Source organism: Streptomyces sp. (assembly GCF_036566765.1).
In the GTDB taxonomy this organism is placed as follows: domain Bacteria; phylum Actinomycetota; class Actinomycetes; order Streptomycetales; family Streptomycetaceae; genus Streptomyces.
This window is the reverse complement of sequence record NZ_DATCVQ010000504.1, coordinates 1-23,451: the sequence shown is the minus strand read 5'-3', so window position 1 is coordinate 23,451 and position 23,451 is coordinate 1. Positions and strand designations below refer to the sequence as shown.

Sequence of the window (23,451 nt, the reverse complement as noted above, 5' to 3'; positions counted from 1 at the left end):
TGCGGACAGCGCGTTCCGGGTCCGACGACAAGCTCTTCGTCCGCTACGAGGCGACTGTGCTGGTCGCAGCCGTGAACGAGTGGCTGTGACCAGCACCGTCGCAACGGCCCTCAGACGACGTCGAATTCGTTGCCCTCGGGGTCCTGCATGGCGGCGGCGTAGAGCCCCATGTCCGGCTCATCCTTGATCCGCAGCACGGTGGCACCAGCTTTGACCAGCCGTTCCACCGTAGCCTTGACCCGCTGTGCGCGGACGTCCAGTGGGACGTCACGGCCCCCACCGACCTTCAGGTCGAAGTGCCATCGGTTCTTCGCGATCTTCGGCTCCGGAACCTGCTGGAACCACACCCTCGGTCCACGTCCCGCGGGATCGATGATGGACTCCGGAATATCCCCGGCACCGGCCGGCAACTCTTCCTCGGGCACTCCCACCGCCGCCCAGTAAGCACGCCACGTGGCGTGCCCGCCCGGCGGAGGCTCAGGCACGTAGCCCAGGGCCTCGGCCCAGAAGGTCACCATTCTCTGCGGATCGGAGCAATCGATCGTCAGCTGCACTGTCATCTCCATGCTCGGAGCATCCCAGGCAGGTCTGACAGTGCGGTGAGTTCCTGTACGTCGATCACGGCGTCCACCCTGGCCGCCGGCCACTCCGCGCACATCAAGCGCAGGGATGCCATCCCCGGGAACGACGCGCGGCCATGGCTCGGCTTCGCCGAGCCATGGCCGATCCTGCCGGCCGGGGTCCTGCGCCTCGCTTCGGAAGGTTCGGGCTTCGCTGCGCTCCACCGGAACAGGCACTTCCGGCTTCGCCTTCAGGACCGGCCCGATCCGCTTGCTGCTGGCAGAAATGACAGCCTTGGGCGGTACCGGTCAGCGCGTGCAACCGCCAGCGCGGCTACCAGCTGGGCTTGATGTTCCACTTCTGGTTGTCGCCGTCATTGAAACCCCACTGCGTGGCCTGGACACCGTTCGCGGTGCTCCATCCTCCGATTTCAACAACGAGGCCGCTGTGCTCGTTCCTCAGAAGTGCAGACTTGCCCGGGGTCAGGAAAGGATTATTCCAGCGCTGGTTGGCGCCACCCGTGCAGTCCCACTGCCTGGCGCCAGCACCCCATGCAGTGCTCCAGTCGCCAATCTCAAGGCACTTGCCGCTGTTCTGGTTGACCCAGGAGCCATTGCTGTACGCCCACTGCTGATTGGCGCCCCTCGTGCAGTCCCACTGCCGCACCACCGCACCATTGGCGGTGCTCCAGTCCGCGACCTCAAGACACTTACCGCTGCCGTAGTTGACCAGCTCCCAGTAAGACGTTGCGGCGGAAGCCGAAGTGGGAACAACCGCCAGCGCAATCGCGGCGGCGACAGTACTGCCCAAAGCAATGGAACGCTTGAGTATTGACATTCAAATCCCCCATACGATGCACGATGTCATCAACAGACAATCAGATTGCAACTGTAGATGACGATCACGCCTGAGCGGACGGAGCCAGGAGCGTGGCGAGTTCGCCCAGGACGCGGGCCGCGGGCGCGGGGTCGGCCAGCCACTTCAGGTGGCTGCCCTCAAGGGTGTGGACGTCGTACGGGTTGTCGGGCGTCAGCTCGTTGCCCTCGCGGATCAGGCGGTCTTGTATGGCGGGAGGCAGGCTTGTGTCGTCGGCCAGGCGGATGTAGGTCTTGGGGATGCGGCCCCAGGTCGCTGCCTGCGCCCGGTCGGCGGAGCCGCCGACGTCCAGGTTCTCGTCGGGCTGGAAGGTGTTCAGGAAGGTGAGGAACTGCTCGTCGGTGCCGTCGGCGAAGAAGGCCGCCTTGAACGCCGCGAGCGCGTCCGGCTTCGCGGTGCGGAAGTTGACGCGGAGCAGGCCTAGGTCGGCAGGGTTCCCGGCCAGCGCCGAAACGAAGGCGGCGGGGTCGACCCCGTCCATCTCCGGCTCGGAGTAGTAGTCACCGACGTCGAGCCGTACCGGGCACCAGGCCGAGACGTAGACGATGCGGTCGATCAGATCCGGGCGTGCGTTGGCCGCGGCCGTGACCGTGGCACCGCCCCGGCTGTGGGCGACGAGGATCACGGGGCCGTTCCGCTTGGCCCGTTCCAGGATCCCGATCAGGTGCGCGACGTTGTCGGCGAGCGTGACACCCTTGATCGAGCCGGGCGCGGTGGCGAGCCCCTCGGGGTCCTGCGGTGACTGATAGGCGCGGGTGAAGGTCGCCTGGAACCCGTGCCCAGGCAGGTCGACGGCGACCGAACGGTGCCCCAGGAGGCCGAGTTCGGCCTGAAGGGGCGCGAAGGAGAAGGAGTTCGCGAAGGCTCCGTGCACCAGCACGAAAGTCGGTTGCACCTGTGTACTCACTTTCCGGCCGCCGCGGTTCGGCGTCGGCCGTGACGGGCCCCGGCGCGGGCGAGCCGACTCGGGGCCGAGAAACGGGTCACGTCCACGGCACACCGGCCCCCTCTACGGGGGCGTCTTCGTGCGCGGAACGCGTCACTCGGCCAAGTGCGGTCAACCGCTGCGCCTGGCGGGCATGGGGGACATTCGTTCGATGTCCCAAGATTCACATGGTCCAGCGGAAAGCAGGACCCGCTCATCCGGGTCTTGCCTCAGGCCCCTCGGGGCGGGTTCGTGTCGGGCGGTCGTGATCAGCGGGATCAGAGGGCCCAGGGCAGTTCGCGCGTGCCCTCGGTGTCGGGGACGGAGGCTACGCCGTCGGAGCGCATCGAGACGTGGGCCTCCGCGGCCACCGGGGCGTGGATCCGGCGGACCCGGTCCGGAGGCAGAATCAGCGTCTGTCCGGCCACGACCTTCTCCGTACGGCCGTCGCAGGTCACTTCCAGGGCGCCCGCGGTGACGGTCCAGACCTGTTCACGGCTGATGGAGTGCTCGGGTCCGGACGCGCCGGCGTCCATCGCGACGGTCCAGGTGCTGAGTTCCGTGCTGCCGCGGCTCGGGGCCGCAAGGCCGGTCATGCTGGCGTTCGGAGAGACGGTGACGGTCTCGGGCGAAGGGGTGATCACGTGTACGGCGGTGTCCTCGTTCGGCTCGGCGGGGTGATCTGACGTGGTCCATTCAACGAGCTGGACGACGACCCCGTTCGGGTCGGTCAGCTGGAACAGCCGCTCGCCCCAGGGCTCTTCGCGCAGCGGCATGGTGATGGGGGCGCCCGCCGCGCGCAGCCGGGCCTCCTCGGCGTCGAGGTCGGTGACCGTGAGCGCGAGGATCAGGCCGGTCGCCTCCCGGTCGCGCTGCTCGGCGGGGAGGACTTCGGTGCCCCTGCGGAGCAGGACGACGTCGACGGCGGCGTCCCCGCGGGTCAGGGAGGCGAAGCCGTCCTGGGCCATGGCCACTTCGTAGCCGAGGTGGGTGCAGAGGAAGTCACGGGAGGCGTCCACGTCGGCGACGGTCAGGGAGAGGGTGGAGGCAGAGACGTTCACGGCAGCTCCTCGGAGATGTGGGTGTGCGGTGGAACGGATCAGGCAGTGTGCAGGTCGAGTTGGAATTCGCAGGTGCGCCGGTAGGAGCGGAATCCGAGCTCTCGGTTGACGGCGAGCATGTGGACGTTGAAGTCGGCGTTGTCGGTCTCGATCTCGACGACGTCGGGGTGCTCGGCACGCAGCCGGCGCACCATGGCGGCCTTGACCCACAGCCCGAGCCCGTGGCCGCGGTGCGCCGGCACGACCGCCGTGTCGTACTGCTGGGCACGCGGCCCGGAGCCCTGGGGCAGCAGGATCTCGGTGTAGCCGGCCATGCTGCCGTCGTCGTGGACGGCGGCGATGGTCAGCAGCGTGTCGCCGCGGTCGGCGACCACCTTGGCCATGGCGCGGACGCGGTCGGCGTCCCAGGCCACGCTGCCGAAGTCCAGGTCCCCGACGGGCATGTCGTTCATCGCGTTCTTGGCGCCGGCGAAGGCGTCGGCGAGGTCGTCGGGAACGGTTCCGGTCCAGCTGGTCAGCCGGTATCCGGGGCGCTCGACGGCGTCGATCTTGAGCAGGACGGCCTCGTCCACCTCGTCGAGGGGCAGGATCAGGTGATCCAGGGCCAGCGCGAGGCGGAAACCCCACCGCTCGCAGAAGGCTTCGCCCGGGCTGTCGGCCGCAGCCGCGACGATCAGGCTGCGCCGGCTCTCGGTGCGGCAGGCCGCCACGACCGCCGACAGCAGGCGGGACGCGGCTCCGCGGCGCCGGTGTGCGGGGTGGACGTGGAGTTCCAGTTCGGCGAGGTGATCCCTCCCCTCGGAGGTGAACAGCCGCAGCCCCGCGACGCCGACCGGGACGCCGTCGGCCCCGGCGGCCAGCCAGGTCAGCCGGTGGCTGTCCAGGGCGGGCTTGGTGAGTTGGGCGTGGATCTGCCCGGGTCCGGGCGGCGGTACGCCGGGCAGGTCATGGGCCATGGAGGCGGCGACGACCTGGTGCCAGGCGGCGGCGTCGGTGGCGGTGACGTGGTGGAGCGGAAGGACGTTGATGTGCTCGGGCAAGGCGATGACCCCTGTGGTTGGTGTTGCTCGGTTCGTTCTGTTCGATCGGCTCGACCGAACGACCTGAAACGTATGAGGGAGTGACCACCCGCCACATCGGTCGCCATGACTTAATGCGTCGATCGGTACGTCGGAGGCGTTAGGTAGGTTTACGTCATGCTGTACGGGCGGGGGACCGAGCAGGACCAGATACACCGGATGCTTTCGCGCGCCGATGACGGTGCGGGAGATGCGGGTGGCGCGTCCGCGAGCAGTGCGCTGGTGATCCACGGCGAGGCCGGAATCGGCAAGACGGCACTGCTGGAGTACGCGGCCGAGCTCGCGGGCCCCGGGCGGGTGCTGCGGACCGTGGGCATCGAGTCGGAGATGGAGCTGGCCTTCGGTGGCCTGCACCAGCTTCTGCGCCCCGTCACCGAGCACCTGGACCGGCTGCCCGAACCCCAGGCCGCCGCCCTGAACGCGGCGTTCGGGCTGTCGGGCGAGCCGGTACGAGACCGCTTCACCCTGGGCACGGCGGTCCTGACCGCGCTGGCGGAGGCCGCAAGCGGCGGCCCCCTCCTCTGTCTGATCGACGACGCCCAGTGGCTGGACCGGGCATCCCTGGACGCCCTGACGTTCGCGGCCCGCCGGCTGCACGCCGAGGGCGTGGTGATGCTGTTCGGCGTCCGGGACGGTGTCCCGGGAGGCCAGATCACCGGCCTGCCGCAGCTGAAGCTGCACGGCCTGGACCCCGCGGCCGTCGACGCGCTCCTCACCGACCGCGCGGCCGACCTGTCGCCCTACGCCCGGGACCAGATCGTCGAGCAGTCGCAGGGCAACCCGCTGGCGCTCCTCGAACTGCCCGCGGCGCTCAGCGCCGAACAGCGCGCCGGCCAGCTGAACCCGGTCACCCTGCCCGCCGGGCTGTCCTCGCCGTCCAGCCGTATCCAGGAGACCTTCCAGGAGCAGATCCGCCGGCTGCCCGACAGCACTCGGGCGATGCTGCTGGTGGCCGCCGCCGACGACTCCGGCGACCTCGACCTCGTACTGAGGGCGTCGACCCGGTTCGGCGCCACGCTGGACGACCTGGAGCCGGCCGAACACGCCACGCTCGTCCTGCTGACCGAGAACACCCTGTCCTTCCGCCACCCCCTCATCAGGTCGGCCACCTACCAGGACGCCCCCCTGGCCCGCCGCCTCGCGGCCCACCGGGCGCTGGCCGACGCGCTGGACGGCGACGGCAAGCACGCCGACCGCCGCGCCTGGCATCTGGCGGCCGCCACGACCGGCGCCGACGAGGAGGTCGCCGCCGAGATGGTGGCCGTCGCGCAAAGGGCGGGCGGCCGGCAGGGCACGGCCTCGGCCTCGGCCGCGTACGAACGCGCGGCGCAGCTCACCGCGGCCCCCGCCGCACGCGCCCAGCTCCTGGCCGCCGCGGCCATCACCTCGGCCGAGGCCGGCCAGTTCGCCCGCACCGCGGCCCTCACCGACCACATCAACGCCCTGGCCCTGGACCCGGGGACGCTCGCCGACTTCGCCCGCGTCCGCGCCATCGTCGAGCTGGACCGGGGATCGCCGCGCGCAGCCGCCCGCATCCTCCTCGACTGCGCGGACCGGCTGGGCTCCTCGGCGGACCTGGGTCCGGTGCTGACCGAGGCCGTTCACACGGCGCAGTCCGCGGGCGACGGGACCCTGATGGAGGAAGTGGCGGCCCGGCTCCCGGCGTCGCCGGAGTACGAGACGGCGAGAGCGATGACGGCCTCCCTGGCGACGGTGGCACGCTCGCTGCGGCGACCGCCGTCCGCTGGGGACGGCGAGGACGCCGGGGACACCGGCGACGGCGGATTCGCGGAGCGAATCCTTGAGGGGACGTGCAGCCAGCTCTTCGCCGACCACCGCACCGCCCTCGACACCGCCGCCGCCTGCGTACGCGACTGCCGGGCCCAGGACATGGTCGGATGGCTGCACACCTCGCTGCACCTGCTCGCCGAGGCCCAACTGTCGCTCGGGCTGTACGAGGAGGCCCGCGCCGCCGCCACGGAGGGCCTCGCGGTCGCCGACCAGTACGACCGCCGTCACCGGGCGACGTACCTGCGCGCGACCCTGGCGACCCTGGCCGCGCTCCAGGGGAACGAGGAGGAGTGCACCGGCCAGGGCGAAGCGACGCTGGAATACGCCGCAGCCCACGGCATCGAACTGGCCGCCGCCCGCGCGCAGCGGGCCCTGGGCCTGCTGGACCTGGCCCTGGGCGACGCCGAGAGCGCCCTCACCCACCTGGAGGCGGCGAGAGCGAGGGTGGGACACCCGCTCCTCGCAGCCTTCCTCCTCCCGGACCTGGTGGAGGCGGCGATACGCGCGGGGAAGCGGGAGAGCGCGACGGAGCCCGCGGCGCTCCTCGCACAATGGGCACAGGCCGCAGGCGCCCCCACGGCCCAAGCCCTCGCCCGCCGCTGTCAGGCGCTGACGGCCCCTGACGACGAGGCCGAGGCGCATTTCAAGGCGGCCCTGCACCTGCACGACGAGGCCCCTGCCCAGCCCTTCGAACGAGCCCGCACCGAGCTGCTCTACGGCGAACGACTCCGCCGGGACCGCCGCCGCACCGACGCCCGTCACCAGCTGCGCGCCGCACTGGAGACGTTCGAGCAGCTGGACGCCGCGCCCTGGGCGTCAAGGGCCCGCACCGAACTCCAGGCCACCGGCGAGCCCGTCACCACCCCCGACAGCCACGCGAACACCTTGCTCGACCGCCTGAGCCCCCAGGAGCGCGAGGTCGTCCGCCTGGCCGCCACAGGCGCCACCAACCGCCAGATAGCCGCCCAGCTCTTCCTGAGCCCCCGCACAGTGGGCCACCACCTCTACCGCGCCTTCCCCAAACTGGGCATCGCCTCCCGCACCGACCTCCCCGCACTCCTGGACCGATGACGACACAGCCCCAGGTCGATGACCTGGGGCTGCGCAGAGGCGGCCAACCCGCTGACAGCATCCGCCAACACCTGTCAGCCGCTGTCAGAGCCCTCCGCGCGGCGAGCCTGAGCTGCAGTTCCCGTAGAAGACACGAACTACGAGGGTCTCAGGGTGATCAAGTTTCATGGTTTCAACGCCTGCCTCGTACCGGCCCGTTGACGATGTACTCCTTGGACCAGCCGAACAAATGAACGGGGAAAGCCTTGTCCGAGCAGCTGCCTGGCCGTCAGATCGAGATCTCCTGGGCCGACTTAGGCATCGCGGTCACCGCTGACCTGGATGACCGCAACCCGGCGCTCGCCGACGCCCTGTGGGAGTCGCTGCCCTACCAGAGCCTCCAGGGACACGCCCTCATCGCGGGCGAGCACCTCTACCACGTGGCGCCGATACCCACCCTGCTGCACACGCCGCACGACACCCGGATCCCCGACCGGCGCGAGGCCCCCGACGGGACCGTGTTCTGCTCCGGCCTGCAGCACCTGGGCATCAAGTACGGCACCCTGACCGAGCCGATGGGAGCCACCCCCGTCGGCCAGATCCGTGAAGCGGACATGCCCGCCCTGCTGGAGGCCGGGGCCGCGATCTGGGACGCCGTCTACTCCACGAAGAAGCAGATCGTCGCCGAGGTCCGCCGTGCGGGCGAGCCGGGCGGCCACCGCATCCCGATGCTCCACGCCGCCGACACGGCCGCCGACCGGCTGATCGCCGACATCTTCGCCGAGACGGAGAAGATCTGGCTCGCACCCCCGGTCGAGCTGGACGGCCTCCACCAGGGCGTCATCCCCTCCCAGGCGGGCAACTTCGGCACGGTCCTTCCGACCCTGCTGTTCGTCAACGGCGAGACGCGGCCGCTGGGTTACGCCGCGTACGGCGGAATCGTCCGCGCCGCCGTCCAGGGCATGCCCATGGAGTCCCTCGTCCACATGACCCGCCTCCTGGTCGGCGTCCCCGCCGAGTTCCTGGGCTACTGCGGCCTGGAGAAGCTGTGGGCGTTCACCCAGCGCTTCCTCGCCGTCCTGGACGACCTGGACCGGGACGACTTCTACGCCGTCGCCAGCCAGATGGCCCTCTACGTCAACTGCCTCGGCGGGTGGAACCTCCAGCTCTACCCGTGGGAGACCGGAGACCACCTGCGCCAGCAGGGCGCCCAGGAAGTCGCGTAGCCGTGGCCTCGAGTGCTCTGCCCGCCCGCGCCGACGCCGTCGTCATCGGTGGGGGAGTGATCGGAACCTCCGCCGCCTACCACCTCGCCGAAGCCGGCGTGGACACCGTGCTGCTGGAACGCGGAAGCCTCGGCGGCGGGGCGTCCGCGCACACCGCGGGCATGGTCCGCACCTACTTCCCCGGCAATCCCCACACGGGGCAGATGGCCGTACGCAGCCTCAACGCCTACCGCGACTTCGCCCGTCACACCGGAGCCCCCCTCGGCCTGAAGCGGCTCGGGTTCATGGTGCTGTTCACCGACGAGCAGCAGATCGCCGAGTTCGAGACCACCCAGCAGGCCCAGCGGGCCGCCGGCGTCCAGGTCGACCTGATCAGCGCCCGCGAGGCGTCCGGACTCAACCCGCTGATCGACGAACGCGCCGTCCTGGCCGCCGCCTGGTCTCCCGAGGCGTACCACGTGGACGGCCTCGACATCGTCCGCGGCTACGCCGCCGGCGCCCGCAATCACGGCGCCCGCCTGTTCACCCACACACCCGTCACACGCATCGACGACGACAACATCGTCCACACCCCGCAGGGCAGCATCAAGGCGGACAGCATCGTGTGCACGGCCGGGCCCTGGTCCGGCGAGGTGGCCTCCATGGCATCGGTCGACCTGCCGCTGACACCCCACGCGATCGAGATGCTGTTCACCGACGTCCCGGGCTCCCCGCTCACCGACCTCCCGGGCTCCCCGCACGGCGAGATGCCCATGACGATGCACGCCGCATCCGGCCTGCGGATCCGCTCATGGAAGGACCGCATCCTCCTCGCCATGGGCGCACCCAAGGCCGGCGAGACACGCGAAGCCTGGCTCGGCCGCATCGCCGGCCATCTCGGCGCCCTGTTCCCCGCCTTGAACGGCATCGGCCTGCATCGGGCGTGGAGCGGCGACTTCGACGCCAGCCCCGACAACACCGCCTTCATCGGCGCACACCCCACCCGCCGCTTCCTGTACGCGGCCGGATTCACCGGCGCGGGGCTGTGCCAGGCGCCCGCGGCCGGGGAGAGGCTCCGCGACCTGCTGACGGTCTGACGGTCAAGTAGCCCCATGACAGGAAGGAATACCGTGATTGTTCTGGGATGCAACGGCTTCAGCCGAGTATCGGAGTTCTTCTCCGAACGCCTCGGTGCGACCGGCATCAACAAGCACTACCTCTTAGGCCACGACGCCGCCGCCGCACTCCTGGTGGACGGCCGCCTGGTCGCCGCGGTGGAGGAGGAACGCCTCAACCGGGAGAAGAAGACCACCGACTTCCCTGCGAACGCGATCGACTGGTGCCTGAAGGAAGCCGGGATCACGTTCGACGACGTCGACCTGTTCGCCTTCCCCTGGAACTGGTCCACCCGGATCCGGGACGAGACGCTGGAGGCCATCCGCACCTCGCCGGCGCCGCAGGCCGCGAAGACCGAGCTCATGGGCAACATATCCGCCCTGTTCGACCAGGTCGTCAGCCACGAAGCCATCCTCGCGGACTTCGAGGCCCGTACCGGACACCGCCCCGACCCGGCCAAGGTCCGCTTCGTCCCTCACCACCTGGCCCATGCCACGACCGGCTACTACCTCGCCGGCATGAAGGACTCCGCGTTCCTCGTCAGCGACGGCCGCGCCGAACGCTTCTCGACCTTGACGGGCGAGTTCCGCGACGGCCGGATCACCGTCTTCGACGACACGGTCACCGGCTCCGAGTACTCCATCGGCACCCTGTTCTCCTCCATCACCCGCTTCCTCGGCTTCGTCCCCAACAACGACGAGTACAAGGTGATGGGCCTGGCCGGATACACCGCCCCGCCGACTCCGAACCCGTTCCTCGAGCACCTTCTGACGCTGCACGACGACGGCCGGTACACCTTCACCAAGCCCCTGCAGACCGACGACCTGCACAGTCACGACGCCCTGTTCGAGGAGTACTTCGGACCCTTCGAGGACACCCTCGAGTACAAGGCCCGCGTCGCCGCCGCAGCGCAGCAGATGCTGAACGTCGCCACGGCCCACCAGGTCCGCCACCTGGAGGCGAGGACGGATCTCGACCGGCTGTTGTTCGAAGGCGGCGTCGCCCTGAACTGCCTGAACAACACCCCGCTGTTCGAAGGCTCCCGCTTCGAGGACATGCAGGTCAGCTTCGGGGCCTCCGACACCGGCATCACCATCGGCGCCGCAGCCCACGCCTGGCTCAACGACCCCGGCACCGCCCCCGCGAGCATCCGAGCCGCCGCCGCCGAACCCGTCACGCCCTACCTGGGCCCGTCGTACGACGACGCCGCGATCGAGGAGGCCCTGGAGGCTTTCACCGGCCGCGTCAGCGTCAAGCGCCTGAACGACGACGAGGTCGTCGAGACGGTGGCGAAGCTGCTCACCGAGAAGGTCGTCATCGGCTGGTTCGAAGGCCGAGTCGAGCACGGGCCGCGCGCGCTGGGGCACCGCAGCATCATCGCCAACCCCGGCTTCAGCGACATCAAGGACATCATCAACACCCGGGTCAAGCACCGCGAGCCGTTCCGCCCGTTCGCTCCGCTCGTCCTCGAGGAGCAGGCGCCGAAGATCTTCGACATGGGGCGCAAGACCAGCTCCCCGTACATGACGTTCGTCTTCCCCGTCCGCGACGAGTACAAGGACCGCATCCCCGGCGCCGTACACGTGGACGGCACCTCCCGCATCCAGACCCTGACGGACGAGGGAACGCCACGGCTCACGGCGCTGCTGCGGAGGTTCACCGAACTCACCGACACCCCGTGTCTGATCAACACCTCGTTCAACGTCGCCGGCGAACCCATCGTCTGCACGCCGACCGACGCCCTGAACTGCTTCCTGGGCACCGAGATCGACTACCTGATCCTCGGAAACCACCTCATAGCGAAGGAGCACCCTGTGCCGATCCAGATCCAGCGCAAGCACACCATGTACCACTCCACCATCCTCGACGCCGACCCGGACACCGTGTGGGCGACCGTCCGCGACGCCATGCAGATCCTGGACATCGTGTCCCCGGGCGACCTGGACATCCACCGGGACGTCAGCTGGGTGGAAGGCGGCTCGGTCGACACGGTCCCGGCCCGCTACGACTTCAAGCTCACGCTCAACGGCCGCCTCGTCCAGCAGGAGATCGCCGCCCGGGACGAGATCAACAAGACCCAGTCCTACCGCGCCATCGCCCCCACCAGCGGAGTCGCCAAGTACGAGGCCACCATCCGCGTATTCCCCATCACCAACGACCCGGCCCGCAGTTTCTTCGACTGGTCGCGGGTCCTGGAGATCGCCGAGGACGCCGACCTGAAGGTGGTCGAGGCCATCATCGACGTCATGGAGAAGCAGACCGACGCCGTACGCGACCACTTCGCGAAGACCGCGAACTGACCGACGTGACGACGCTCGTTCTCCTGCGGCACGGCGAAACCCTGCTCACCCCAGGGCGGCGGCTCTCCGGCAGCGGAGGCTCCAACCCGGGACTCTCCCCGGCCGGCCGCCGCCAGGCCCAGGCGACGGCGGACGCCCTCGCCCACCGCGGCGACATCGAGGCGGTCGTCACGTCACCGATGCGGCGCTGTCAGGAGACCGCTCGGCCCGTGGCCGAGCGCCTCGGCCTGAGCGTCCAGCTGGACGAGGACCTGCGGGAAGCGGACTTCGGCGCGTGGGAGGGCCTGACCTTCGCCGAAGTCCGCGACCGCTACCCGGACGACCTGACCGCCTGGCTGGCCTCGCCCGAGGCGCCCCCCACGGGCGCAGGCGAGACCATGCAACAGCTCACCCGCAGGACCGCCGCCGTACGAGACGGCCTCCTGACCCGGTACGCCGGCGCCACAGTCCTGCTCGTCTCCCACGTCGTACCGATCAGAACCCTGATCCGCCTAGCCCTCCAGGCCCCACCGCACACCCTGTTCCGCATGGAAGTCGCACCAGCCTCCCTGTCGACCCTGACCTACGACGAGACCGGCACCGCCACGCTGCAAACCCTCAACGACACCCACCACTTGATCTGAATCGTGATGCTCGCCCCGCTGCCCGACGACCACAGCGCGGGCAGCACCCGTGACGCCCTGGTCGAGGCCGTCACGTCGCTTCCGCCGCGCCTGAAGCGGTCTTTGACCTGGGACCAGGGTTCGGAGACGGCCTCGCACCAGGCGTTCACCGTCGCCCCGGACGTCCTGGTCTACTTCTGCGACCAGGCCGGCCCCTGGCAGCGCGGCGCGAACGAGAACACGAACGGCCTGCTGCGGCAGTACTTCCCGAAGGGGACCGACCTCGCGGTCCACACCCGCGAGCACCTGGACGCCGTCGCCGCAGTGATCGTTTCCGCTCACGGCTCCAGGTCGGTGCGGACGAGCCGGAAGGCGGCCGCCGGGTCTGCGGCACGGGTGACCCCCCGGCCCACGACGACATGTGACGCACCGGCGGCGACGGCGGCGCGCGGTGTACCGGGCCGAGCGTGCTCACCCGGGGACTCACCGGGAAGCGCGACTCCCGGCGTAACGATCAGGGCGCCGGCTCCCAGCACACCACGCAATGGCCCGGCTTCCTGCGGCGATGCGACCACGCCGTGGCACCCAGCGCCTTCCGCCAATCGGGCCAGCCGCAGCACCTGCTCCTCGGTCGAGGTCGGGTCGGTGACGCCGATGTCGGCCAGATCGGACCTCGTCATGCTGGTGACGACGGTCAGACCCAGCACGCGAAGGCGTGGAAAGTCGCGGGCCGCTTCGACCGCGGCGGACATGATGCCGGTGCCACCCATGCTGTGGACGGTCACCATGGAGACACCCAGAGCGCCGGCGGCGCGGACCGCGCCGGCCACGGAGTTCGGGATCTCGAAGAGCTTGAGATCCAGGAAGACCTCCTTGCCCTTGGCTACGAGATGCTCGATCAGGCCCGGCCCGGCTGCCGTGAGCAGCTCGATCCCGACCTTGTAGAAACGACACTCCTCACCGAGCCGGTCGACGACTTCATCAGCCGCTCGCCGGTTGTCGAAATCCAGGGCGACGATGATTCGATCGGTTGGCTCCACGGCGTCATTGTTCACTCACGCGGCATTGGAGGCGTCAGCGGCCTGCGTTGCCTGTCGTCCTCGCCCGACGCGTCGGAGGATCCGCTCCGCGTCACCCCGCGCGGGCGCACCCCGTCGATGACGAGGGTCAGCAGGCGGTCGGTCTCGGCCGCGCCGTCAGCGTCGTGCTCGGTGGCCAGCGCGATGGCTCCGACGAGCTTGAGCAGTTGGGTGATCGCGACCTCGGGGCGTACGGCGCCCGCCTGGTGGGCGCGAGCGAGGAGTTCGCCGCCGGCGTTCACGATCATCGTGTGGCAGTCGTTTCCCAGCGCCGGATCGCCTTCGCCGGTACCAGGCATCAGGGCTGCCCCCAATCCCTTGTTGGTGACGGCGTGTGTGCCGACGGCGTGGAGCCACGTGACGAGCGCGGCCTCCGGACCGGTCGTGGCGGCCAGGTCGCGTGCCTTGGCGCAGAGGCTCTCCACCCGGTCCCTGAACACGGACTCCAGCAGTGCCTGACGGGACGGGAAATGCCGGTGCAGTGTGGCGGATCCGACCCCGGCGTGCCGGGCGATCTCCTCCAGAGAGGCATCGGCGCCGTGCTGGGCGATCGCCTCCCCGGCGGCGGCCAGGATCCGCTCGTAGTTGCGCCGCGCATCGGCGCGCATGGGCCTCTTCGGTGAGGCCGCCGGGGTGGCGTCCTGGGACACGGGAGCTCCTGACGTCTTGCTAACCGGGGTGGTCCTCCATATCGTATCGATCATTAAACGGGGTGGCACCCCAGTTGTCGGGTGCGCCCTTTCCCGGTGTGTCTGAAATCCAGGAGCGACAGTGGAGACGACCGACAAGACCATCGTGGTGACGGGTGCGACGGGCGTGCAGGGTCGGGCGGTGACGAGGCATCTGCTCGACGCGGGCTGGCAGGTGCGCGCGCTCACACGTCATCCGGACGGGGAACCGGCGAAGGACTTGAAGAGGGCCGGGGCGCGGATCGTGCGCGCGGAGATGGACGACATCTCCTCGCTCATCGCCGCTGCCGAAGGCGCACATGGCCTCTTCAGCGTCCAGCCCACGGTGGGTTCCCCGGGTACTGCCCCGGATTTCTCCGCCGAGGACGAGGTCCGTTGGGGAATGAACATCGCCGAGGCCTCTCAGGCCGTCGGCATCACGCATCTCGTCTTCAGCTCGGTGGCCGGCGCGGACCGCCATGAGAGCGAGGCGCTGCCGGAGAACCTGATCAGCAAGTGGCGGATCGAGCAGCATCTCGCGAAGCTCGGCCTGCCCGCGACGATTCTGCGACCGGTCTCCTTCATGGAGAACTACACCGGCGAGTACGCCCTGCAGGGCGGCAGGATGGTGTCGGGCATCGCCCCCGACGTCCCGCTGCAGATCATGGCCGTGGACGACGTCGGCTTCGTCACGGCACTGGCTTTCTCCCGGCCTCAGGAGTGGATCGGGCGGGCGGCGGCCCTGGCCGGCGACGAACTGACCCCGGTCCAGATCGCCGCGCACATCGAGAAGGCCATCGGGCGCCCGCTTCCGTACGAACGGATCCCGATGGAAGTGATCCGCGCGGTCGACGAGCGGTTCGCGTTCGCCCACGAGTGGCTCAACGAGCGCGGCTACCGCGCCGACGTCGCCGCCATGCGGCGGATCCACCCGGCCGCCATGGACTTCCGTACCTGGCTGGAGCGAACCGGCGCCGCCCGGATCGCGGCGTTCCTGGACGCCCGGCAGGGAGAGGCGCCGGGCGCGTGAGCGACCAGAGGCCCCGGCTTGGGACTGCCATCGGCATCTGGGCAGGCGAACTCGACAGTTCCCCGGGCGCTTCCTGCTCGGGGCACGCGCACCTGCGATGCAGCGCACCCCGTCTGCCGATACCCGCAGTTCGGCCGTGGCGAGGTCAGGCCGCTGCCTCCGCCCGTGCGCGGCTCCGGGTCTCCTGCCGTACGACACGCCGGCGCCGGGACGGCATGCCCATGGTCGGCTTGGCGACGCTCCAGGCCGCGGCCTTGCAGATCAGCTCCTTGAAGAGGGTGGCCTTGCGGCCCGTCATGACTTTCTCGACCGCGTGGTCGTCGGCGGTCACGAACTGGATCAGACCCTCCGTGCGGCCGAGGGAGATGCACTGCTTCGAATAGTGGATGGCCACGTGGGGGACGTCGGTACCGGTGAGGCGCGCGGCGATGGCGTCGGCGGCCTGCCAGGCCATGGGGACGCCCGAGGCGCAGGACATGCGCAGGGGCTTGTCGCCCGGGCCGTTCGCCAGCGCCGCGTCGCCCACGGCGTACACGTCCGGGTGCGAGACCGAGCGCATCGTGGCGTCGACCACGATCCGGCCGCCTTCGCCGAGCTCCAGGGTGGTGGCCCCGGCGATCGGGTGGACGGCGAAGCCGGTGGTCCAGACCGTGACCTCGGCGGGGAGGGTCCGGCCGTCGGCGGTCGTCACGCGGTCCGCCTCCACGGTGTTGACCGCGGTGTGTTCGTGGACCGTGATGCCGAGCTTGTCCACCACCTTCCGCAGGTGGGAGCGGCCCTTCTCCGAGAGCCAGTCGCCGAGGGCGCCGTGGGCGGCCAGGGCGACGTCGAGGTCCGGGCGGGCCTCGGCGATCTCGGTCGCGGCCTCCAGGCCTGTCAGGCCGCCGCCGACCACGACCACGGGTCGGCCGGCGTCCAGGGCGGCCAGGCGATCGCGGAGGCGGAGGGCGCCGGGGCGGCTGGAGATCTCGTGGGCGTGTTCGGCGGTGCCGGGGACGCCCCTGTCGTTCCAGCCGCTGCCGAGGGCGTAGACCAGAGTGTCGTACTCCAGTTCCTCCCGCTCGGGGCCGTTCGCGGCGGCGACCGTCACCGTCTTGCGGTCCACGTCCACGGCGGTGACCCTCGCGAGCTTCAGCTCCACGCCCGTGTCCGCGAACATCTCGCCGAACGGCCGGGGCTTGAGGTCCTGGCCGGCCGCGAGCTGGTGCAGCCGGACGCGCTCGACGAAGTCGGGCTCGGGGTTGACGAGGGTGATGGCGACGTCCTCGCGGTGCAGCCGCTTGGCGAGGCGGCCGGCGGCGACGGCACCGGTGTAGCCGGCTCCGAGGACGACGATTCGGTGCTGCATGTCCGTGCTCCTGTCTGGGCGGTGGCCGCCGTTGTCCGGCGTGGTGTCGCCCCTTGAACCGGACAGCCCCCCGATCCCTGACAGGATCCGAACGTGACCTGCGTCACACTCCTTCGGTGAGGGTTCAGAGGGTGACGAGCGGTCCCTCCCCGTGGTCCGCCGCGGCCCACTGCTCGGTCGCGCGGACGAGCTTGTCGGGGTTGACCTGGTGGCTCACCGCGGCGATGCCCTCCGCGGTGACCTCCAGGCAGCTGATCGCGACGACCCGGCCGTCCACGACCACCACGAGGGCGGGCCCGCCGTTCGCGGTCGCGGCGTAGACCTCGGGCGTGCCGCCGACGATGGCCCGCTTGGCCTCGCTGGGCTTGAACAGGCCGCGCAGGAACGTGGCGACCGCGAGCGCGCCCTCGAACCCCTTCGCGCGGGCCGGGACCTTCCCGCCGCCGTCACCCACCGAGAAGGCGTCCTGGGTGAGCAGGCGTACGAGGGGTTCGGTACGGCCGCTGGTCGCCGCGGCCAGGAACTCCTCGACGATCCGCTGGGCGGCGGCCTCGTCGATCTCGGTGCGCGCCTTGCCGTCCGCGATGTGCTTCTTGGCCCGGTGGTAGATCTGCTGGCTGGCGGCCTCGGTGATCTCCAGGATCTCGGCGATCTCCCGGTGCGGGTGGTCGAAGGCCTCGCGCAGCACGTACACCGCCCGCTCGCCCGGCGACAGGCGCTCCAGCAGGACGAGGACGGCGTACGACACCGACTCGCGCTGCTCGGCGGTGTCGGCCGGGCCGAGCATCGGGTCCCCGGCGAGCAGCGGCTCGGGTAGCCACCTCCCCACGTACGTCTCGCGCCGGGCACGTGCCGAAGTGAGCATATTGAGGCACCAGTTGGTGAGGACCTTCGTCAGCCAGGCCTCGGGCACCTCTATCCGCTCGACGTCGGCCGCCTGCCAGCGCAGGAACGTCTCCTGTACGGCATCCTCCGCCTCACTCGCCGAGCCGAGCAGCCGGTAGGCAATGGCCTCCAGTCGGGGCCTGGCAGTCTCGAACCGGTCCACGTCACTCATGATCAGGGCCATGCTCGCGATCCTAGGCGCCCCCGGGGTGGAACGGCAGGCGAGACAGCGCTCCCTGGTGAGCGGCGAGTCGTACGCGACGAAGGTGCCCGGAGAGGCCTGGACAACGAAGCAGGCCCAGGTCGTTGACCTGGGCCTTCGTTCAAGAGCGGATGACGGGAATCGAACCCGCGCTATGAGCTTGGGAATCTATGTCAGGGCTTGAGGAGGGCGGCTGCCTCGCGGGCGGCGTCGATGGCTCCGGCGCGGGCGGCCTGCCGGTCGTCGTCGCTGCGGGCATAGGCGAGGGAGATCACCACGTTGCTGCGGCGGAAGACGACCTGCGCGGTGATGTTCTTGCCGGGGGTGGGTGGCTGGAAGCGGAGGAAGGCTTCGTCGCCGAGGCCGATCAGGTCTTCCTGGGTGCCCTTCTCCCAGCCCAGTTCGCCGCCGCCGCGCTGCTCGCGCATGTCCTTTTGGGCCAGTTCGACATCGAGGCGGCTGGCGAAGAGATGGACGTTGGCACGGTACTTCCCCTTCTCGCGCGGGGCGGACCAGGTGCAGGACGCCGTGTCCTCGCGGCCGCCGTACGACTCGGGCACGAGCCGGTGGATCGTCTCGGGGGTGACGAGCCGGCAGAAGCTCGGATCGGCGCTGAACTCGCCGTCCTGCGTGCGGTCCCACCACCGCCATGCTCCGAAGGCGGCGAGGGCTATGACGGTCGACGCGATCAACGCGATGAAGGCGCGACGCGAGGGCTGGGCGGGAGTGGTCACCGTCGCAGCGTAGGCGACCCGGCCCCGGAGGAGCCCCGGGATTTCACGGCACCGGATATCCCGGTTCGTCAGCGCAGTTCGGTCACGACCCAGCCCTCGCCGACGTCCTTCAGTACCAGCTGGGACAGGTCCAGTGGGTTGCTGCCGAGGTCGACGTAGCCGATACGGCCGTTGGCCCGAGGGTAGGTCGTGTCCGTACCGGCGAGCTCGGTGCGTTCTGCCAAGCTCAGGGGCTCCCTTTGGCTCCCTCCATGCGAACTACGCGCGGTGCGGTCGCTGAGAGTTGCTCGGCTGACCATGATCGGCCCGTGGACAGCACCGTCGAGATCCGGCAGGATCGGCGGATGTTGAGGTGGGAACGGCCAGTGGTGGTCGCCGTATGCGGGTCCCCGGGGGCCGGAAAGACCACCGTTGCCTGCGCAACAGCGCGCCGCCTCGGTGTGCCGTTCCTGACCCGGGATGAGATCAAAGCCGGTCTTGGGCTGTCCTCCGCTTCCGTCGCCAAGGACGGCGGTGTTCAGCTCAACCCGGACTTCCACATAGCCGGTGGTCCTATGAGCCTCCGCGCTGAGGCCGTGATGGTCGACACAGCCCGGCTGCTCGCCTCCTCAGGGGTCAGCTTCGTCGTGGAGTCCTCCGTGTTGTCGCGCGAGCTGCTAGACGCGCTACTCGCGTGTGACGCGCGAGTGCTCGCTGTTCACGTCGTCGCCCGCGATCCGGTCATCGACGAGCGCCTCCGTGCCCGGGCGGCCGAAGGCGGGGCAGTCGACCGACAGCTCTCATCTCAGTTCCTGCGAGGCGAGATGAAGCGGTCGATTTTCGCTCCGCCGGGTGGAGTCGATGCCGTCCTTGAAGTCGATACCTCAGATGATGGTGATCCGGACATCGAACCCATCGAGGCAGCAGTCGTCGCCCTGATTCGGTGACCGAGCGCCGCTCAAAGGTACCCAGTTCGGAAGATGCCGTATGTGGATGCGTCCTGACCTGCGGGGCTGCTGACCTGCGTGGGAGTGCCCAGCCATCCGTGGTTCCCCGTGGTTCCCCGTGGTTCCCCGCTTGTCTCCCGCTGATCGGGCACACCAGGGGGCACGCGGCTAGCTCTCGGCAGGATCTTCCTGGTTCGGATGACTCCGGTCGATGCTCCGGAGCAATGGGAAGACGGCCGCGGCCAGGATCAAGACGGTAGCCATGAGTGACCAGGACTGCGGAAGCCGCCACTGGACCACAGCCGAGAGCGCCACGAGAGCCACGAGAGCCACGATCCAGACGATCAGCACAGGACGTCCTGCGACATGGAGCAAGTTGCTCGTGAACGTGCGGAGCCGCTGCGGACGGTCGGCGCTCGTTGAGTCCATGACCCCGGAACGTACCGCCCGGGGAGCGGCTTTGGGCTGGAGTTGTCACGGTCACTGGCCCGCCGGCCCGCCGCCTACGGTCCCACCCGGCCCGAGGAGCAGGCCGGGCTCCGGCGCTCAGACGTCGACCTCGCGCAGCGTCCCGCATCTCACAGGCCCTGGGCGGGAGGGGCGGGCCTGCGAGCGGCAACGGCGAGGCGCGCGGCAGAGCGGCGGCCGACGGTCAGAAGTCGATCACCTCGCGGTCCAGCGGGTACTTCGACCGGTGCACGCCGTCGTGCGGCGAGGGCTGGATTGGCAGGACGCCGGTCGGTTGCAGGCCGAGATTGTCGTCCCACAGCCGGGGCGCGACGTATCCGGCGACCCGGAACTCCCGGAAGGTGAAGGGAGGGCTGTCGGTCGGGAAGAACTCGGCCGTCGTCATCACCTGGAAGTGCAGGTGAGGGGTGGTGGAATTGCCGCTGTTACCGATCAGTCCGAGGGTCTGGCCGGGTTCGACGCAGTCCCCCTCCCGCACCTTCAGCGAACCGGGAGCCAAGTGGCCGTAGAGGAGGTACTTGCCGGGTGCGACCTCCAGCGTGATGTGGTTGCCCACGGTGTCCGCGATCGGCGGGACGGGGGGTGACACCGGCGGCCGGTTGTCCGGGATGCCGTCCTGGACCTCCACAACCCGGCCGCGCGTCGATGCCACGACCGGCTGGCGGTAGCTCAAGTAGCTGGCGAGCTGCGTGGGGTCGCCCTCCCAGGTCTGTCCCTGTCCTCCGACCCGGTACCAGTCGATCGCGAAGCGCTGCGGCACGTAGAAGCGGCCGTTGATCGGCGCGAAGCCGCGCCGGTGGTGGGTGTTGCCGCAGCACGACTCGCTGGCGTACCAGGTGCCCGGGAGAACCGGCGGGTGCAGGTCGAGCGGAGCTGTGCGGGCGGTCGGGGTGGACTGCACCGTCTCCTCGAACGGCGAGGCGCCCGACGCGTTCAGGATGGCGCCCACCAGGTGGTGTTCGAGGACCTCGGGCACGCGCTGCCCGTGGTCGAGGGCCAGGTCGATCCAGATGATCCACTGCTGGGAGCCCTGGATGACGGTCGGCGTCGGCGGTGGTGGCGGCGGCGTATACCCGTCCGCCCCGGGCAGGGGGTCACCCACCGGGTTGGCGGCCGCGCCCAGTGCCTGTCCGCTCAGAGAGCCGATGACCCGGTGGGTTTTCGCGTCCTGGATTTCCACCCGGTCGAGTCGCACCTGAGAACTGCTGGGCAGAGAACTGGTGGTGAGCAGCTCGTACGAGAGGTGCACCTTGCCGTCAGTGGCATCGACCGGCGCGGGCTTGGTCAGCACCGCTGCGGTGAGCGGGGTGAACTGTGTGCCGGGCGGGAGTGCGGCTCCGTGCCCGGGCACGACCGCGGTCGCCGTCACGATCGCACCGAGCACGACGCCGACGAGCCCGCGGAGCAGTGCCCGGTGGCCGGTGGACTTGGGGGAGTTTCGGTGTGCCATGTGGTCCCCGTCGTTTGTCGAGGCCGGCAGCTCCCGGGGGAAGGAGCGCCGGTACGCCCCGGGGCGGAGACGCAGGCTCATGCAACGTGTCGGCGGCCCGATCCTGACGGATGCTCCCCGGTCCCACGCCGAATTGCACCCGTCCGGGCTCACCGCCACCGGTCGAGTCCCCTGCCGGGCGGTCGGAGCGGGGTGGTGACTTCGAGGATCGGCGGCAGGGCGACGGCTGGGTTCAGGACGGAGAGGGCGGAGACGGCGGAGGCTGCGGAGGCTGCGGTCCCGGCGGCGGCGAACAGGGTGGTGAGGACGGCCGGCTGCGGGCCGCGGGCCAGGTGCGCGGGACAGGGGCGAGGAGAGCGGCCACCCGGCGGGGCCTGGGGAGGCGAAGGCGGGCAGGCCCGGGCCGGGGAGGCGAACCGCGACCGCATCCACACCGCACGCCCGGCAGGCAGAGATCCCTTCTCATCGTGTCAGCCGCCGGATCACCTCAGCCACCTGACCCGCCGCCGGGCGTAGCCCCGGTGATGGCCTGTGTCTCCCGCTCGCCCATGTCCTGCAGCGGCACGCCGTCGATGTTGCCGAGGATGACGCCGACCCAGCCGGTGTAGGGGTAGATGGTCCAGTTGGCGGCGACACCGGGGTTGCCTCCGGCGCGCTGGTACTGCCACTGGCCGTTGACGATGGAGACCGGAATCCCGTACGCGCCGAACGAGGCCGGTCTGCGGGGGATCTTGGCCGCGGTGAGCACGTCGGCCCAGGGCCGGTCCAGGAGCGTGCCGTCGCGCAGCGCGCGCGCGAACCGGACCAGATCCGGCGCGGTGGCGAAGCCACCGTCCCCGGGGGCATCGATGAAGGCGCGGCCCGGATTCTTGCCGAGTACGTTCGGGTTCGGGCTGCCCTTGTCCAGATTGCGGACGGCGTCCATCTGGCTGCCGTCGGGCAGCGTCATGTACGGGTGCGCGATGTGCTTGTCGGTGAGCCACTGCGGCCTGGTGTAGAACGCCGTGCCGGTCATGCCGCAGCGCTTGAAGATGTGTTCCTCGACGTAGTCCCAGTACGTCGTGCCGGCCACGGCCTCCACGATCAGCGCGGAAATGGTGACCTCCGCCTCCGCGTGAGCGGTGCCGGGGGCGCCCGGGACGCCCACCAGTCTCGCCTGCAGGGCCCGCTGCTCGTAGTACTTGTGCACCTCATCCCGGCTCTGGAAGACGCGTTGCACGTCCTCATCCGGGCTGGACAGCCCGGAGGTGCCGGAGAGCAGGTGGTGGATGGTCACCTGCTCGGCGATGTCCTTGGCGAAGCCCTTCAGATGGGTGCCCACCGTGTCCGACAGCTTCACCCTGCCCTGCTGCGCCAACTGCAAGATGGCCACCGCGCAGAACGGCTTGCCCGCCGAACTGAGGCTGAACGCGACGCCCTCGTGATTGCGGATCCCCTTCTCCTCGTCGGCCATGCCGTAGCTGCGCGACAGCACCGTCCGGCCGTGGTGCGACAACAGCACCACGCCGGAGAACTTGCCCTCGGCGGCCAGCTTCGCCACGTACCGGTCGTAGGCTCCGCCGGGACGGGTGCCCGGTGGGATGTCGGGGTCGGTTGGGGCCGGACGGTGCTGTCCCGCAGCTCCGGCATGGCCGGGTCGGGCGCCCACCAGCGGCGCGCCGGCTGCCACCACGCCGGCGGCCGCCAACCCGCCCCACCCGAGCATCCGGCGCCGGCCGATACCACGTACGGAATCCGAGTCCATGATCACGATCCTTTCCCCATCGACGAACCGACCGTTGCAGGTCTGCTGCGGTCCATGCCTCCACTGAAGACGGAAGACTGTTGCGGTGGCGTCTGCGAATTTCGATACGCCCGCGATACATCGAAGCCCCGGCATCAAGGAACTAGCGCAAGCCGGCAGTGAGAGGGCCCTGTCGCTGGTGATCGCGACAGCCCGGCTACTGCAGGTGCTGGACGACTCGTCCTGACGGGCTGGGGCACTCCGGCCCTGAATGCCGGGCCGAGTTCCAGGCCCAGGCCCTGCGCGGCCCTGGCCGTTTCGCGTGTGCGAAGGGCGGGTCAGGGCTTGAGGAGGGCGGCTGCCTCGCGGGCG

The 23,451-nt window shown here is 70.1% G+C and carries 21 protein-coding genes and 1 pseudogene; 8 read left to right on the top strand and 14 right to left on the bottom strand.

The window, feature by feature from the left end:
• Nucleotides 1-110 precede the first annotated feature (110 nt).
• From VIU94_RS29435 to VIU94_RS29415, 5 genes are all read right to left on the bottom strand, one after another.
• Nucleotides 111-566: a VOC family protein gene (locus VIU94_RS29435; protein WP_331915854.1), complete on the bottom strand. Its 456-nt coding sequence runs from the start codon at nucleotides 564-566 to the stop codon at nucleotides 111-113.
• Nucleotides 567-894: 328 nt separating this feature from the next.
• Complete coding sequence (locus VIU94_RS29430) at nucleotides 895-1,398, bottom strand: RICIN domain-containing protein (RefSeq protein WP_331915852.1); 504 nt, start codon at nucleotides 1,396-1,398, stop codon at nucleotides 895-897.
• Nucleotides 1,399-1,462: 64 nt separating this feature from the next.
• Nucleotides 1,463-2,344 carry an alpha/beta fold hydrolase gene (locus VIU94_RS29425; RefSeq protein ID WP_331915850.1) on the bottom strand — a complete coding sequence of 294 codons (882 nt, stop codon included), beginning with the start codon at nucleotides 2,342-2,344 and terminating at the stop codon, nucleotides 1,463-1,465.
• 296 nt (nucleotides 2,345-2,640) lie between these two features.
• Nucleotides 2,641-3,423, bottom strand: coding sequence for a VOC family protein (locus VIU94_RS29420; protein WP_331915848.1), 783 nt, complete (start codon nucleotides 3,421-3,423; stop codon nucleotides 2,641-2,643).
• 38 nt (nucleotides 3,424-3,461) lie between these two features.
• A complete protein-coding gene (locus VIU94_RS29415) occupies nucleotides 3,462-4,463 on the bottom strand; it encodes a GNAT family N-acetyltransferase (protein WP_331915846.1) in 1,002 nt (333 codons plus the stop codon).
• Between the two features lie 156 nt (nucleotides 4,464-4,619).
• Here VIU94_RS29415 and VIU94_RS29410 point away from each other — a divergent pair, with 156 nt between their 5' ends.
• From VIU94_RS29410 to VIU94_RS29385, 6 genes and pseudogenes are all read left to right on the top strand, one after another.
• A complete protein-coding gene (locus VIU94_RS29410; RefSeq protein WP_331915844.1) occupies nucleotides 4,620-7,364 on the top strand; it encodes an AAA family ATPase in 2,745 nt (914 codons plus the stop codon).
• A gap of 245 nt (nucleotides 7,365-7,609) precedes the next feature.
• The gene (locus tag VIU94_RS29405) at nucleotides 7,610-8,569 is read left to right on the top strand and encodes a cucumopine synthase-related protein (protein ID WP_331915842.1); all 960 of its coding nucleotides are present in this window, start codon (nucleotides 7,610-7,612) and stop codon (nucleotides 8,567-8,569) included.
• 2 nt (nucleotides 8,570-8,571) lie between these two features.
• A complete protein-coding gene (locus tag VIU94_RS29400; protein ID WP_331915840.1) occupies nucleotides 8,572-9,645 on the top strand; it encodes an NAD(P)/FAD-dependent oxidoreductase in 1,074 nt (357 codons plus the stop codon).
• Nucleotides 9,646-9,678: 33 nt separating this feature from the next.
• Nucleotides 9,679-11,964, top strand: a complete 2,286-nt coding sequence (locus VIU94_RS29395; RefSeq protein ID WP_331915838.1) for a carbamoyltransferase C-terminal domain-containing protein — start codon at nucleotides 9,679-9,681, stop codon at nucleotides 11,962-11,964.
• A 5-nt stretch (nucleotides 11,965-11,969) separates the two neighbouring features.
• Nucleotides 11,970-12,587 (top strand): histidine phosphatase family protein, encoded by a 618-nt coding sequence (locus tag VIU94_RS29390; protein WP_414721035.1) that lies wholly within the window; start codon nucleotides 11,970-11,972, stop codon nucleotides 12,585-12,587.
• A 3-nt stretch (nucleotides 12,588-12,590) separates the two neighbouring features.
• Nucleotides 12,591-12,887, top strand: a pseudogene (locus VIU94_RS29385) (IS30 family transposase); the annotation flags it as partial.
• 17 nt (nucleotides 12,888-12,904) lie between these two features.
• On the opposite strand, the gene pyrF reads toward VIU94_RS29385, so the two are convergent.
• Both pyrF and VIU94_RS29375 read right to left on the bottom strand, forming a co-directional pair.
• Nucleotides 12,905-13,621, bottom strand: coding sequence for an orotidine-5'-phosphate decarboxylase (pyrF, locus tag VIU94_RS29380; protein WP_331915836.1), 717 nt, complete (start codon nucleotides 13,619-13,621; stop codon nucleotides 12,905-12,907).
• The gene (locus VIU94_RS29375; RefSeq protein ID WP_331915834.1) at nucleotides 13,618-14,295 is read right to left on the bottom strand and encodes a TetR/AcrR family transcriptional regulator; all 678 of its coding nucleotides are present in this window, start codon (nucleotides 14,293-14,295) and stop codon (nucleotides 13,618-13,620) included. Before VIU94_RS29375 ends, pyrF begins: the two co-directional genes overlap by 4 nt.
• A 121-nt stretch (nucleotides 14,296-14,416) precedes the next feature.
• Between VIU94_RS29375 and VIU94_RS29370 the strand changes: the two genes are divergently transcribed.
• Entirely contained in the window at nucleotides 14,417-15,343 is a 927-nt protein-coding gene (locus VIU94_RS29370) for an NmrA/HSCARG family protein (protein WP_331915832.1), read from the top strand.
• Nucleotides 15,344-15,488: 145 nt separating this feature from the next.
• Here the strand turns inward: VIU94_RS29370 and VIU94_RS29365 are convergent, their stop codons facing one another.
• The 4 genes from VIU94_RS29365 to VIU94_RS29350 form a co-directional block, all read right to left on the bottom strand.
• On the bottom strand, nucleotides 15,489-16,691 hold the full coding sequence (locus VIU94_RS29365) for an NAD(P)/FAD-dependent oxidoreductase (protein WP_331915830.1): 1,203 nt from the start codon (nucleotides 16,689-16,691) through the stop codon (nucleotides 15,489-15,491).
• A 124-nt stretch (nucleotides 16,692-16,815) separates the two neighbouring features.
• The gene (gene sigJ / locus VIU94_RS29360; protein ID WP_331915828.1) at nucleotides 16,816-17,760 is read right to left on the bottom strand and encodes an RNA polymerase sigma factor SigJ; all 945 of its coding nucleotides are present in this window, start codon (nucleotides 17,758-17,760) and stop codon (nucleotides 16,816-16,818) included.
• Between the two features lie 191 nt (nucleotides 17,761-17,951).
• On the bottom strand, nucleotides 17,952-18,512 hold the full coding sequence (locus VIU94_RS29355; protein WP_331915826.1) for a hypothetical protein: 561 nt from the start codon (nucleotides 18,510-18,512) through the stop codon (nucleotides 17,952-17,954).
• A 68-nt stretch (nucleotides 18,513-18,580) separates the two neighbouring features.
• Nucleotides 18,581-18,736, bottom strand: a complete 156-nt coding sequence (locus VIU94_RS29350) for a hypothetical protein (protein WP_331915824.1) — start codon at nucleotides 18,734-18,736, stop codon at nucleotides 18,581-18,583.
• An 84-nt stretch (nucleotides 18,737-18,820) separates the two neighbouring features.
• Between VIU94_RS29350 and VIU94_RS29345 the strand changes: the two genes are divergently transcribed.
• On the top strand, nucleotides 18,821-19,438 hold the full coding sequence (locus VIU94_RS29345) for a P-loop nucleotide/nucleoside kinase family protein (protein ID WP_331915822.1): 618 nt from the start codon (nucleotides 18,821-18,823) through the stop codon (nucleotides 19,436-19,438).
• 652 nt (nucleotides 19,439-20,090) lie between these two features.
• Here VIU94_RS29345 and VIU94_RS29340 read toward each other — a convergent pair.
• The 3 genes from VIU94_RS29340 to VIU94_RS29330 all read right to left on the bottom strand — a co-directional run bounded on the left by VIU94_RS29340 (nucleotide 20,091) and on the right by VIU94_RS29330 (nucleotide 23,100).
• Nucleotides 20,091-21,356, bottom strand: a complete 1,266-nt coding sequence (locus tag VIU94_RS29340; protein ID WP_331915820.1) for a M23 family metallopeptidase — start codon at nucleotides 21,354-21,356, stop codon at nucleotides 20,091-20,093.
• Between the two features lie 149 nt (nucleotides 21,357-21,505).
• Entirely contained in the window at nucleotides 21,506-21,784 is a 279-nt protein-coding gene (locus tag VIU94_RS29335; protein WP_331915818.1) for a hypothetical protein, read from the bottom strand.
• A 59-nt stretch (nucleotides 21,785-21,843) separates the two neighbouring features.
• Nucleotides 21,844-23,100, bottom strand: coding sequence for a serine hydrolase domain-containing protein (locus VIU94_RS29330; RefSeq protein ID WP_331915816.1), 1,257 nt, complete (start codon nucleotides 23,098-23,100; stop codon nucleotides 21,844-21,846).
• Nucleotides 23,101-23,451 lie beyond the last annotated feature (351 nt).